Annotated in this window: 8 protein-coding genes; 2 read left to right on the top strand and 6 right to left on the bottom strand. The window is 63.6% G+C overall.

Annotation, left to right across the window (positions count from 1 at the left end; translation table 11 throughout):
- Nucleotides 1–5: 5 nt before the first annotated feature.
- The 6 genes from R2J76_RS06140 to R2J76_RS06115 form a co-directional block, all read right to left on the bottom strand.
- Nucleotides 6–800 (bottom strand): Kelch repeat-containing protein, encoded by a 795-nt coding sequence (locus tag R2J76_RS06140; RefSeq protein ID WP_316414931.1) that lies wholly within the window; start codon nt 798–800, stop codon nt 6–8.
- A 607-nt stretch (nt 801–1,407) separates the two neighbouring features.
- On the bottom strand, nt 1,408–2,895 hold the full coding sequence (locus R2J76_RS06135) for a Kelch repeat-containing protein (RefSeq protein ID WP_316414930.1): 1,488 nt from the start codon (nt 2,893–2,895) through the stop codon (nt 1,408–1,410).
- A 285-nt stretch (nt 2,896–3,180) separates the two neighbouring features.
- Nucleotides 3,181–3,513 carry a hypothetical protein gene (locus tag R2J76_RS06130; RefSeq protein ID WP_316414929.1) on the bottom strand — a complete coding sequence of 111 codons (333 nt, stop codon included), beginning with the start codon at nt 3,511–3,513 and terminating at the stop codon, nt 3,181–3,183.
- Between the two features lie 13 nt (nt 3,514–3,526).
- Nucleotides 3,527–6,712, bottom strand: coding sequence for an RHS repeat-associated core domain-containing protein (locus tag R2J76_RS06125; protein WP_316414928.1), 3,186 nt, complete (start codon nt 6,710–6,712; stop codon nt 3,527–3,529).
- Between the two features lie 52 nt (nt 6,713–6,764).
- Nucleotides 6,765–8,459, bottom strand: coding sequence for a hypothetical protein (locus R2J76_RS06120; RefSeq protein WP_316414927.1), 1,695 nt, complete (start codon nt 8,457–8,459; stop codon nt 6,765–6,767).
- A gap of 780 nt (nt 8,460–9,239) precedes the next feature.
- Complete coding sequence (locus tag R2J76_RS06115) at nt 9,240–10,199, bottom strand: bifunctional methionine sulfoxide reductase B/A protein (protein ID WP_394366826.1); 960 nt, start codon at nt 10,197–10,199, stop codon at nt 9,240–9,242.
- Nucleotides 10,200–10,518: 319 nt separating this feature from the next.
- Here R2J76_RS06115 and R2J76_RS06110 point away from each other — a divergent pair, with 319 nt between their 5' ends.
- Both R2J76_RS06110 and R2J76_RS06105 read left to right on the top strand, forming a co-directional pair.
- The gene (locus R2J76_RS06110; protein ID WP_316414925.1) at nt 10,519–11,805 is read left to right on the top strand and encodes a citrate synthase; all 1,287 of its coding nucleotides are present in this window, start codon (nt 10,519–10,521) and stop codon (nt 11,803–11,805) included.
- A gap of 564 nt (nt 11,806–12,369) precedes the next feature.
- A complete protein-coding gene (locus R2J76_RS06105; protein WP_316414924.1) occupies nt 12,370–13,515 on the top strand; it encodes an acyl-CoA dehydrogenase family protein in 1,146 nt (381 codons plus the stop codon).
- Nucleotides 13,516–13,517 lie beyond the last annotated feature (2 nt).

Below are 13,517 nucleotides of genomic sequence, written 5' to 3'. Positions count from 1 at the left end.
TGAGACTACCTGGCTCCCTGAACCTCGTAGCGTTCGACGATCATCGTCGGCAGATCCGATTGCAGATCCCCCCCGATGAAGAGGGCTCTGCCGTCCTGCCCCAGCAGGGCCGTGGCCCGGGCACGACGATGCAGCAGGCCCGCCAGTTCCGCGCGGAGCCCGGATGACGGGTCGAAGAGCACCACATCCGCCTTGTCCTTGGTCGGGAAACGCCCCCCGGCGAAAAGGAGGCGCCCGTCACCGAGCCGCACCACGGCGGCGCCTTCGGAGGCGACCACGTCCCATTCGTGCAAGGTCTTTCCCGCCTCCGCGTCTACCTGGCGGACGTGGAACAGGTTGGGATTTGACCCTAGGGGACCCACCACCAGCACCCTGCCCTGACCGTCGTCAAAGGCGTGGCGGCCACCGAAGGGTAGCCGGTTCCCGAAACGTCCCGTGCCGGGGTCGAACAGGGCATTGGAATGGAAACCCACCAGGAGCACCCGGCCCGAAGGCAGTACGACCGCCTTCTGGTAGGCCCCCGGGGGCGCGGAAAGGGGCGAGGCTTGGTAGCTGTGGGCCTCCGGGTCCCATCGGAGAAGCTCCGCCCGGACATCGCCGGGCTCCTTTCGGAAGCGGTAGAGGTCTTCGTCGGGGGAGGCGCCGGTCACCAGGACCGATCCATCCCGTAGAATTGCCAGGGCGGGGTCCTGGTATTCGAAAAGGGTCCCCCCGACCTCCCGGAACCGCTCAGGCCCCGGTTCGAACATCTCCAGGCCCCGGACCGCCGCCTCGTCCTCCCCGACGCCTCCCACCGCCAAAGCACGCCCCTCGGACAGCGGGAGAAGATGGAAACCATTTCGGGGCCGAGCCATGGGCGGCAAGGGATTCCACATTTGGTTCAGGGGGTTCCAATGCTCCGGCGGGGCGATCCCCGGCCGATAGCCCCCTGAGGATCGAGGGTCTTCCTGTCCCGCGACGAGGAGGCCGCCCCCATCCAGCAGCGCCACCGCCGGGGCCGACCGGCCCCAGCCCATGGACGGCATGCTCGTGCTCCATCCCTTCACCGCGGGGCAGATGCGCACCGGCACCTTCAGGACCGTTCCGTCCTTCCGGCAGGTGGCAACGACGGTGAACGACCCGGGAGTATCCGGCGCGGCCAGCAGGCCCTCGGGGCTGATGGTGCCGAAAGGCCCCGGCCCCTCCATGCTCCAGCGGAATCCGCGGGGCTGGGACGTGCTCGGATCGATCTGGAAGGGGACGAGGGAAATCCGTTCTCCCACTGTGGTCACCACCTCAGCCGGCTCGATCTGCCATGGGATGCGGCGGCCGTGCCGCGGTATTCCAGGACACAGCAGCATGCCTACCAGGAGGAGGCCGGCCAGGACGGGGCCGGCGAACAGGAATCTGCTTGGCGACATGGGATCCTCAGGGATAGAGGAGCTGGGTGGCCAGACTTGCCCGGCTCAGGAGGAGGACCCTTCCGTCCGGGAGCGGCACCATCCGGTGGGGGATGAGCGCGTTCGCGACCGCGCGGCCCCGGGCCGGGAAGCCGCGAAAAAGCCGGGTGCCCGCGCCGTAGAGAAGACTTCCGTCCTGGAGGACGGCCGCGGGTTCCGTGTCCAGGGAGCGAAAGGTATCCCCGTCCACGAAGGCTCCGGTGGCGGGATCGAACCATTCCGCCTGCTCCACGAGGCTGCGTCCCGACATGCCAGGGGAGGCGTAGGCGTTGGACCAGCCCCCCAGGATGAGCACCCTGCCATCCGGGAAGGCCAGGGCCTGGTGGTCACGCCGGCCCCGCAGCACGAGGGGGCCAGGCCGGAAGCTGCGGCTGGCCGCGTCAAAGCGCTCCGTCAGGCTTCCGGGGTCCGGCGCCAGGAAGCGGTCCGGGTCCCCGGGATTCGGTGGCGGGCCCACCACCAGGGCCCCGCCGTCGGGAAGGGCCGTGATCGTTGGGTTCTCCCGCAGGCTCAGGACGGGTATGGTCCCCCGAAGGGCCAGGGTCTTCCCGTCCAGAAGGAACGCGGAGGGTGGTCCGGGAAGCCCCTGGACTCCATCCTCCCCGACGCAGGGAATGCCAAGCACTTGGCCATCCTTGAGAAGGCAGAGCCGGATCCCGAAGCCCTCCAGGGTCACCCCTGTCACCAGCCGGAAGGTGTTGGAGGCCGGGTCGAAGACCTCCCCGTCGGAGGTCCCCGCGCCCCCGTAGAGCAGCACCCGGCCATCCTTGAGCCTCACCCATTCCTGGAGGGCGCGACCCTTCATCATGGGCCCCACGGCCACGGTCTTGCGGGACGCAGGCCAGTAGCGGAACGCCTGGTCCGAGGCCCTCCGGGAGGCCCGGTCCTCCCAGCCACCCGCCACCAGGACGCTGCCGTCCTCGAGAAGGGTCGCGGAGCAATCCTCCAGGACCGGTCCCACGGCCCACCGCCAGGACAACCTGCCGGCTTCCATTTCCGGGACCACGAGCCCCATCGCAGGCCCCACCAGGTCCCCGGCCCGGGCCGCCGTCACCTGGCACTTGAGGGAGGGCGTGAACCACCCGGGGTAGGACCCCTTCAGCGTGTAGGTGCCCGGCTGGCTCGGGGCGAGGCACATCAGGCTGATCACGTTGCCGCCCAGCACGACCCCGTCAGGCTTGGAGCCCATCGATCCGTCGCCCTCGAAGGCCCACTTGGGCCCCCCTTTGGGGCTTCCGGGCTGGAAATCGTAGGCGACGCGGCCCATCTTCTGCTCGGGTCCCAGCAGGCGGACACTGACGCGGAACAGTTCGCCGGGCGCCACGGTGACGGCCTTGGTCTCGAACAGAACTGGATCGCTGGGCCCGCTGATCATCATGGGGCAGGACACCGCAAGGACGATCACGAGGACGCCTAGGCCAAGGCAGCCCATGCCTTTGCCAGAGAAAAGGTCCATGAGAATCTCCTAGGTATGCCTTTATACTGCCGTGGGCAGGGGCGGCTTTCAAGAAGGCGTGGGCTGCGGCTAGAGCGAGGGGTGTGTCCAAGCGTAAAAGCACGTTCCAGGAACCGTCAGACGAAGAGACTTCTGGAAGGCAGAGCAAAGTGCAAGCTTCATCCTATAAATTGCAAATTATGCAAACGGAAGCGCCGGATGCTCTGATTTTAAACTTGTCAATTGACACAAGCAGATGTTGCATCTAACACACCAGAACTGACCCTCCACGCTGCTTGCGAAAACTCATTCCTTCCTCCCGTTTTCATACATGAATTTGTACCAATATTTAAGCATTGCAATATATGGAATGACCGAAAATAGTATTCTCCATTTATCTTTTTCAGATTTAGACAAAGAAGCGTTGCTGTATGAATGTAGAATATAAATGATTATCAGAACAAACCAACTAAGAACTAAAGCAATAATGGCTATACCGACATGTCCGTTCTCTTCTGTTCCAAATAATATTGGAAATACATGCCCAGTTGCCAAACAAATGCCAATGCCTATCAAGCCAATCACAGGCAATACCGTGAGGATACCGAGTGTATTAACAAGCAGCCGACGCATTTTCATTCCTGGACTCCTTTCAATTCCAACCCCAACTCACGCCTACACTCGCGGAAGGCGGTCCAAAACTCACCTCGGCTGCCGTTTGACTCGCAGGAATGATCGGGGTAGACCCGACAGCGTTCACACCACCAGCTGCCGCAGCACCAAGAGTAAAGCTCAAGCCCTTCAATCGCTCAGAAACCTCTGCAGAGGAAGACACGCTTTCGGAAAACCATCCGTAACCAGCCTGGAAAGGAATTCCTATTCCCTTCCCAAGGCTATTTGCTACGTGATATCCACCAAACTTATCTGTGTATAAGGTAACCGAAGCTGGTCCGAGCCCCAGAGTCTTGAATGCATAATCCCCAATCGTAGGTCTTTCAGGGTACCTGATATCTCCAAACCAAATTTTCGGCTTATCGAATTGAACATCTGTTTGCGACGATCTACTATCCCCGGCTTCTGTGATAGGGGCAATGCCATAAATCCATTCACCACTGCTAGTTAATGTCACCCATCTGCCAGAATCAGTTTGGAAAGAAGGGGTAGTCGACTTGCTGTCCATTGAATAATATGTTCCAGTCATTTGGAATTGGGCATCGGAGCCATATTTCTCGGTACCGTGCGCCTGATAATTAATCAGAGCACTTTCTGCATCCTCTTTACTAGTGGAAACATAGATACCAGCGCCGTTACACGTAATGAGGTAGACCCAATACCCACTGGAATCCAATCCTGAGGGGTCAGTCAGCATAAAAGGGCTGCCACCGCAGTATGCATACTGATTAGGCTGATTCGGGTCCGCCCCCTGGTCGCTGTTCAGGAACCGGTGCCACGCCGGGCTGTAGAACCGCCCGCGCATGTATATGAGCCCCGTCGAGTCAGCCTGCTGGTGTCCGGTATAGCCCGTCAGGGTCAGGTAGGAGCCCCTCGGCTCGCCGAACGGGCCGAAGGCCTGGATCCCAAGGAGGGCGCCGGTTTGTCCGCTTGTGAGAACCTTGGGCGTTCCCAGGTGGTCGGCGTGCAACTCCAAGGTGCCCGCATTCGAGAATTCGGCGATCGCCTGGGAGCCCAGGTAGACGATATCCCCGAGCCACGACCAGGTGTTGCCCGACCCCGTATACTCCGCCAGGAGGTTCCCCGTGAAAGCGTAGGCGTAGCGCCGGTTCTGGGACGGATCGGCGCTGTTCAGGCGTTGCACGCGCAGGCCGTTCGGAAGGTAGCCATAGGATTCCGTGAAGCCGGGCAGACTGCTGCTGCTCAGGCGGTCAAGGCCATCCCAGGCGAGACCCAACTGGGGATACACGCTCCCCAGGGCGGTCCCGGCGGTGAGCGCCTCGCCGTTGGCGTTGTAGGACCAGCCGGTCGCGGCGCCGCTCGTGTCCGAGGCCGTCGCCCGGTTGGAAGGCAGGGGCAGGTATGCAAAGTTGTTGAAGCCTGCGGCGGATCCCGCCTGCGAATAGGTATTGTTGCCGTATCCGTCATGGCTGAACGTTGCGCTTACCCCATCGCCCGAAGCCGACGTCAGGCGCCCGAGGAAATCATGGCTCAGGGAAGCCCATTCCCCGGCCTGATTCAGATGGTTGAGCGCATCGTAGGCGTAGTTCCGCACGATGGCGCTGGAACCAACCGGGTTCACGGTCTGGCTGGAAAGCTGGGTTCCGTCGGAGGTATATTCCCATGTATTCGATGACCCGGTGGAAACAAAGGTCAAGGTCCTTCGATTGCCCCATCCGAATTCATCGTACGTCACATTGGCGAAGGTCGCGCCATTGACGGTAACGGAGGTCGTCCGCCCAAAATTGCCGGTGTCATCGAAGACGTACCCGACGATCCTCCCGTCCGGGTAGGTCACGGAACGCATTCGACCCGCCGAATCGTAGGTATAGGACTGGTTCCAGGGGGTCGTTGCGCCCGGGGGGAGCACCTGCTCGGCCTGGAGGCGCCCGTAGTCGTCCAGGGTGTACTGGATCGAGGACGCCTGGCCAGCACTGGTCGTGCTGCAGGTGGAGATTCTCAGCCCATTGAAATGGGTTATGGCCTGGTCCGTCCCATTCACCACGGTTCGTATCCGTCCCAACCCATCGTAACTGATAGTGCGTGCACGTCCCGTGCCCTCCGTGACCGTGAGGGGAAGGCCCAATTGATTGAAGGTGGGGCCGAAGGTCGTCGTTCCGGTTTCAGGGCTGGTCCGGTTCACCAGGAGCCCTGCGGCATTGTACGTGAAGGTCCGGGTCTGCCCCACCAACCCGGCGGGCGTCGTCGTGAGGGAGACGACATGGCCCATGGCGTCATACCGTGTGGTTGTGACCGTGGCATAGGGATCCGTGGAGGCGACCGTCTGTCCCCAGCAATCCTGGGTGGTGCTGGTGGTGAAGCTCTGCCCGGAATAGGCAATGGACGTCACCTGCCCCCCACTTGAATCGGTGGAATAGCTGTACGTGACCATGGGGCCCCGAAGCGGTGTGTGGGTCTTGAGCCTGCCCAGGCCATCAAAGGTCCGGGCCTGAACCCGGCTATTTCCCGCGGACGAACGTTCCTGGAGGGAGGCCGGGTTCCCGTTCCCATCATAGGTGCAGATTTCGGTCACCCCATCTACGCCGCGCAAGCGGGTCTTCACCCGGCCGAACGCATCCAGGTTCACGACCGTATTGCGGAGGTTCTGCGTGCTTGTCCAGGTGGTTTCCGAGGGATAGGTGAAGGTGACGTCGCTCTGGCCTCCCCTTTGAAGGGTCGTTACGCGTCCTCTCCCATCGTAGGTGGTCTGGGTGACCACGCCAAGGCCATCGGTGCTGGTTGTTGGACGGTCGGCCGTATCGTAGGCTGTCCACCCGTTCGAAAAGGCGTTGGTGTACCCCGCGGGTCCATCGTAGGTGACGCTCAGGGACGACGGCAGGGCCGTGGCCGGGTCCAGCGCACAGGTCTGCGTGGCCACGCCCGCGGCGCTGAAGACCGCGCCCGTGGCGTAATTGGTCACCGTTTGCAGGTGTCCCGATAGGTTCCCACTGGAAGCATAGGTGAAGGCCCTGCCGATCTGGCCCACGGAGGACCCGCCGTCCAGGTAGGTTCCCAGGGGAAGGAACGTGGTTGCGTCGAAGGTAGTCGACTGGGTGGGCGGATTCGCCTGAGGCCCCGAAGGATCCGATCGCACGTCCCTTACGCTGGTGGTCCTCGCGGGATCCAGGAACTCCGGGTGGCGGTCGTAGGTGTAGTAGCGTGTCATAAAATACGACCCTGATGCGAGGGTCTCAGAGATCGGGGTTCCGTAGGCCGCATCAATGACCCGGGTCTGAATTCGATCCGGCATGTTCGTGGTGGTCGTTTTCCAGGATTCCTTGGCGGAAATGGTTCCATCCAAACCGACGGGGGACCCCAGGCTGTAGCTTTGGGTCGAGGTCAGGGCTCCGTCCGCGGTGACCTGCCTGGATGGCCGCGTCATTCCAGCTTTGGGTTCCGGACCAGGCTTGCGAATACGCGTTTTGCCACACGGTCGCGGACGGTGCCGCGGGAAGGTTCCACGTCCAGGTACGCGACAAGGTCATGCCCGAATCGGTCGAGACCGCGGTGTGAACGCTCCTGTAGATGTCGACCATCTGCGAAGCGCCCGTGGCGGCCGCGGTGGGGTCAAGGAGCGTGGTGGTCTGCCAGCCCAGGACGGTGGTCAGGCCCCTCGAATCCGTGAAACTGGCCAGTTCATCCAGAGAGGGAGTGACGTAGTTGAATGCCCAGGACAGGTCTTGGGAGGGCCAGGCGCCTGAGCCCACGGGGGACGGAACCGGCAACTGGAGCCAATTGGGCGCACCCATCAGCGGATTGCCGATCTGGAGCGTCGTGGGGCGAAGGTCGGGACCCGCGGCGAGAGGGAGTATCGTCCGCGCCATGGTTCCCGCCAGATCCGGATACCCCGTGGCCTGGAGCGTGGGAGCCTGGATATTGATGAAATCGGCCCGCAGGTAGATTCCCAGGGGCGCTGAACTCCCCGCCGTGGGTTCCGCCCACTGCACCTGGACCCCTTTGTTCCGGTGGTTCAGGACCTTGACGGAGCGCACCGAGGCGATGCCGCTGGGGAGTCCGCTGGTGGTGTTCTTCCACTGGAATCCCACCCAATGGCCGAACCTGTCCACCCACAGGATGGGAACCCAGGCGTACAGTTCCTGGGCGTAGGCATAGACCCGGGCCCTGTCCCGATCCATGACCACCTTGTACCCGGTGTGGGCACCCGCCGTGAAACCCACGGGCGCCAACCCCGCAGCCTGGGTTGCCCAGGACCCCAGATCGGATGCGACGGCCGGATAGGTGACGAGCGTACCGACGGAATTGATGGAAACCGCGCTGGCGGCCTTGGCCGAAAACCCGAAGCGCGGAGGAAGGCTGAAGGTTCCCCCCATGGTCGAGAAATCCAGTTGGGAATGAACGGTGCCGTCCTCGAGGACGTAGTAGCTGTTCGGGGTGAAGCTATCGAACTTGCCGGCCAGGTCATCATCCGTGCCCGGAACGGATTGGCCGTCTCCGGAAGAAATGAAACCGAAATCCACCGTTCCGAATATGGGCCGATTGTACCTGGCGAATCCGGAGGCATATCGCCCCCCTGTTCCGATCATGGGGGACATGCCTGCTGTCTTAACGGCCGCACCTGCGCCTCCCGCCACATAAATCGAGGCTTTAACGACTGGGAAGGCCTGGGATGCGTTGAACCGGAACGTCAGCGGAATGGGCAGTTCACCGGGAACCGTGCCCACCGGAACCACGATGGACAGGGCCCCCTTGCCCATATCCACGGACCACCCGTTTCCCGTCACCACCGGGAACAGATTCGAGGAGCCCTGAGCCCCTCCCTCCACCGGTCCGGAGGCGCTCGCACCCGCGAGGGTCGCGTGAGGGGGATAGAGGATGCGGTACTGCGAGGTCTGACCGGCGAGGACGATTGGCAACATGGCCAGGAAAACCAGCTTCAGTTTCGTCGTGACCATCCTGCTCCTCCTTGGTTGGATTCATCTGGGATGCGACACCCGGGTTGCACCCCAGGGGGATCAGCCTGAAATGAGGGTCGGGCGCGTGCGAATTGAGCGCGTTCATTCTCCCCAGCGTTCCCAAAAAGCTCTGGAATTTCCCCTGAACGGGTCAAATCGGGGGATGAACGGGTAAACCGACAGGAATGGTCAACTTTTCTTTTTGCTCCCGCTGCCGTCCCTCCACCCGGGCGGAACCGTCCTGGAAGCTCACCCACCCAAGCCTCCAGAGATCACGGCATGCGGGGCCACCGCACCGGGCTCCACGGATCCCGGATTTGCCATGCGGCGGGATTCTCCCACGCGCCAGCAGGGCATCCGGGCCGGAACCCAGGAGTGTCGGAGCCTGGAGGGAGTTAGAAGTGGTACCAAAACCACCGATCTTCGCCGGGGATCGGTAGGCCTCATCTCCTTCATCCCAGACATCACTGTTCATCCTTGTTACGCAGGGCCAGCGAAGGCTTGGGTCGGCGAATTTGGGTAATGCGCGCGCCGACCCAAGCCTTCGCTGGCCCTGCGTAACAGGGATGAACAGTGATGTCTGGGATGAACATGGATCGAGTTCGATGCCCCTTGTGGGTAGCGCTTTACCAACTCAATGCAGAGAAGCAGATCAGGCTCGCGGCAACCTTGAGAAAGACGAGATGGATATCGGCCCGGTTTCGGCATGGGCGGCGGCAGATTTTGTTACTACTTCTTAGAACCGTTTTTTCGCACCGACTTCCGACGCCTCCCGGGAACCTAGAACGTGAACGGCCTGATGTAGTGGCAGGTGTACCCCCCCGGATGCTTCTTCAGGTAGTCCTGGTGGTACTCCTCCGCGGGCCAGAAGGTCCCGGCCGCGGCGATCTCCGTCGTCAGGGGGCGCTTCCATTTCCCGGAGGCCTCCACCTCGGCCTTCACCTTCTCGGCGGTCTTCCTCTGGGCCTCGTCGTGGTAGAAGATGGCCGAACGGTACTGGGTGCCGATGTCGTTGCCCTGGCGGTTGGGGGTCGTGGGGTCGTGGATGGTGAAGAAGAACTTGAGGAGGGCCTCGTAGCTGGTGCGGGCCGGATCGAAGGTCACCTCGATGGCCTCGGCGTGGCCGGTGGTGCCGGTGTGGACGTCCTCGTACACGGGGTGCTGGGTGGTGCCGCCGGTGTAGCCCACGCGGGTCTTGATCACCCCGGGGCGCTCCCGCACCAGGTCCTCCATGCCCCAGAAGCAGCCCCCGGCCAGGGTGGCCACCTCCTTGCGGGAGGGGGCCAGTCCGAAAAGGGCCAGGTACTGGCCGTAGCCCCGGGCCTCCAGGTCCGCCACGGGGACGAAGCGCAGGGAGGCGCTGTTGATGCAGTACCGCTGGCCCGTGGGCGCGGGCCCGTCGTCGAAGACGTGGCCCAGGTGGGAGTCCGCGTCCCGGGACCGCACCTCGGTGCGCACCATGCCGTGGCTGACGTCCCTGCGCTCCACCACCTCCCCGGGCTCCAGGGGCTTGGTGAAACTGGGCCACCCGCAGCCGGAATCGAACTTGTCCTTGGAGGAGAAGAGGGCCTTCCCCGAGACCACGTCAACGTAAATGCCGTCGCCCTTGGAGTTCCAGTACTCCCCCGTGAAGGGGGCCTCCGTCCCGGCCTCCTGGGTGACCCGGTACTGCTCCGGCGTCAGCACCTTTTTCAGCTCTTCCTTCGTCTTCTTCCCGCCCTGCTCCACCCTTGCCTCCATTCCCTTGTTCTTCCCGCCGAGGCCCACGGCCCCCAGGGCGCCCAGGCCCAGCAGGACGACCCCCAGCAGCACCGCGTTCCTGGTTCCCATGGTCAGCTCCTCCTAAGTGGGGTGCCCGCCAGCTTCCCATTGTGACGTAATCTCAAAATCCGCGCGCATTTCTTGCGAGAGAGGCGCAAATTCAGTTACGGTTGAAGGAAGTCGACCCGGCCCCGTGCCCTCGCGGGGCTTTTGCGTATCCCGGCCGGCCAATATTCGGGAGCGTGCAAGCCGAGACTCCCGTATAAAATGCTCCACTACAGCCACCTGCGAGGAATTCATGACCAACACGGCGAAACTGGAACTGGACGGGAAGGTGATCGAGCTCCCGATCATCGAAGGGACCGAAGCCGAGCGCGCCCTGGATATCCGGGATCTCCGCACGAAGACCGGCTGCATCACCTACGACGAGTCCTACGGCAACACCGGCAGCTGCCAGAGCCGCATCACCTTCATCGACGGCGAGAAGGGCATCCTCCGCTACCGGGGCATCCCCATCGAGGAACTGGCCGAGGGCTCCACCTTCGTGCAGGCCGCCTACCTGATCATCTTCGGCAAGCTCCCCACGGAGACCGAGCGCCTGCGCTTCTCGGGCCTCCTGACCAAGTACCAGATGATCCACGAGGACATGAAGTTCCACTTCGAGGGCTTCCCCTCCTCGGCCCACCCCATGGCCATCCTTTCGGCCATGATCAACGCCGCGGGCTGCTTCCTGCCGGAACTCAACACGGAGTACGACGCCGAACGGTTCGAGATCCAGGCCGCCCACCTCCTCTCCCAGGTGCGCACCCTGGCCGCCTACGCCTTCCGCAAGTCCCGGGGCCTGCCTTCCATCTACCCCAAGAAGAAGTACATGTTCACCGAGAACTTCCTCCACATGATGTTCTCGGAACCCGACGAGGACTACGAGCTGGACCCCGCCGTGGTGGACGCCCTGGACCTCATCTTCCTCCTGCACGCCGACCACGAGCAGAACTGCTCCACGGCCACGGTGCGCATGGTGGCCTCCAGCAAGGCCAACCTCTTCGCCTCGGCCTCCGCCGGAGTCTGCGCCCTGTGGGGCCCCCTCCACGGCGGGGCCAACCAGGCCGTCATCGAGATGCTCAAGGAGATCCGCGCCGACAAGGACGACGGGACCCTCTTCCTGGACAAGGTCAAGCACAAGAACCATGGCGCCAAGCTCATGGGCTTCGGCCACCGGGTGTACAAGAACTACGACCCCCGCGCCCGGATCATCAAGCGCAAGTGCGACGAGCTGCTCTCCAAGATGGGCATCAGCGATCCCCTCCTGGACATCGCCAAGAAGCTGGAGGAGACGGCCCTCAACGACCCCTACTTCATCGAGCGCCGCCTCTACCCCAACGTGGACTTCTACAGCGGCATCATCATGCGCGCCATCGGCATCCCCACCGAAATGTTCACCGTCATCTTCGCCATCGGGCGCATGCCGGGTTGGATCGCCAACTACCGGGAAGTGGCCGAGGCCGGCGACAGCCGCATCTACCGCCCCCGCCAGATCTACCAGGGCCCCTCCCTCAACCACTACGTCCCCCTCTTCGAAAGGTAGGAAGGGGCGGGTTCCGGACCGTCGCGCCGGGTTCGTTGACGCAGGCAAGCTGCGTCAACGGAAAGCGCTCGCCTTGGGGTTTCGCGGGGGTGTTGGCACGCTCCGGCTTCGATTGCGGGGTGGAGCGGGCGGGAGGGGGAGGCTCTCCGGGAGGGCCTATGGGCCTTGGACACGCTTCGAGTGTTCCGGGGTGGGAAACGGGTCGCGCCGACGTTGATTTGTGAGTCGATCGGAACCGATCAGCCTTGGCGCGAATCAACTTGCCCGGGGAAACACGCGGAGAGAGCCCCCAAGGTGGGTCGGGGCCAATGGGTGACAACACCGGCCCATGGCTGAGGCGAGAGCTTTCCGTTGCCGCGGGCCCCGCCCGCGGCAACGAACCGGGGCGGAAGTCCGGGACACGTGGGAATACGTGGCCGGGCCATAGGCGGTATTTGAGACGGGATTGCAATCTGGGCTGGAACCTTCCGGGGCAATCGGTATAGTGTCTGTACCTTTTCCCAGGTGCCGGGAGCGGATGTGCCCGGTTTTCCCAATTCCGAACGTTTGCCAGCGAGGGATGCCGTGGATTTCACCCTGCCCGAGCACGTGGAGGCCCTCCGGGAGGAGGTGCGCAGGTTCGCCCAGAACGAGATCCGGCCCCACGTCCTCACCTGGGACGAGGAGCGGATCTTTCCGGCGGAGGTCCTGGCCCGGCTCGGGGACATGGGCATGCTGGGGGTGTTCTTCCCGGAGGAGTACGACGGGGCCGGCATGGGCTACCTGGAGTACGCGGTGCTGGTGGAGGAGCTGAGCCGGGTGGACGGCAGCGTGGGGCTCAGCGTGGCGGCCCACAACAGCCTGTGCTCGAACCACATCTACACCCAGGGGAACCCGGACCAGCTGGAGAGGTACCTCAAGCCGCTGGCGGCGGGGAAGATGCTGGGGGCCTGGGCCCTCACGGAGGCCGAGGCCGGCAGCGACGCGGGGGCCCTGCGCACCACGGCCCGCAGGGTGGGCGACCACTGGGTCCTGAACGGCTCCAAGAACTTCGCCACCCACGGCACGGTGGGCGGGGTCTGCGTGGTCATGGCCCGCACCCGGGGCGGGTCCGGCGCCGACGGCATCAGCGCCTTCATCGTGGAGAAGGACACCCCGGGATTCAGGGCAGGCAAGCAGGAGAACAAGCTGGGCATGCGCGCCAGCGACACCTCGGAACTCATCCTGGAGGACGTGCGGGTCCCCGCGGCCAACCTCCTGGGGGAGGAGGGCGTGGGCTTCAAGCAGGCCATGAAGACCCTGGACGGCGGCCGCATCGGCATCGCCGCCCTGGCCCTGGGCATGGCCCAGGGGGCCTTCGAGGCCTCGGTGAGGTACGCCACCATCCGCCGGGCCTTCGGCAAGTTCCTGGCCGACCACCAGGCCATCCAGTTCAAGCTCGCCGACATGCAGGTGGGCATCGAGGCCTCCCGGCTGCTGGTGTACAAGGCCGCGACCCTCAAGGACCAGGGCCAGCCCTACGCCAAGGCCGCCGCCATGGCCAAGCTCTTCGCCTCGGAGACCGCCTGCAGGGTGGCCGAGGAGGCCGTGCAGATCCACGGCGGCTACGGCTTCATCAAGGACTACCCGGTGGAGAAGTTCTACCGGGACGTCAAGCTCTGCACCATCGGGGAGGGCACCAGCGAGATCCAGCGGATGGTCATCGCCCGGCACCTCCTCAAGGAGTACTGAGC

It is taken from the genome of Mesoterricola silvestris (assembly GCF_030295405.1).
Lineage (GTDB): Bacteria > Acidobacteriota > Holophagae > Holophagales > Holophagaceae > Mesoterricola > Mesoterricola silvestris.
Note: the sequence above shows the minus strand (reverse complement) of the source record. Positions and strands in the feature narration are given on the sequence as shown.

Bases quoted from the DNA above. Each gene is read 5' to 3' on its own strand.
- R2J76_RS06125 (WP_316414928.1), bottom strand. From the start codon at position 6,712: ATGACACGCTACTACACCTACGACCGCCACCCGGAGTTCCTGGATCCC.
- R2J76_RS06120 (WP_316414927.1), bottom strand. From the start codon at position 8,459: ATGGTCACGACGAAACTGAAGCTGGTTTTCCTGGCCATGTTGCCAATC.
- R2J76_RS06130 (WP_316414929.1), bottom strand. From the start codon at position 3,513: ATGAAAATGCGTCGGCTGCTTGTTAATACACTCGGTATCCTCACGGTA.
- R2J76_RS06115 (WP_394366826.1), bottom strand. From the start codon at position 10,199: ATGGAGGCAAGGGTGGAGCAGGGCGGGAAGAAGACGAAGGAAGAGCTG.
- R2J76_RS06110 (WP_316414925.1), top strand. From the start codon at position 10,519: ATGACCAACACGGCGAAACTGGAACTGGACGGGAAGGTGATCGAGCTC.
- R2J76_RS06135 (WP_316414930.1), bottom strand. From the start codon at position 2,895: ATGGACCTTTTCTCTGGCAAAGGCATGGGCTGCCTTGGCCTAGGCGTC.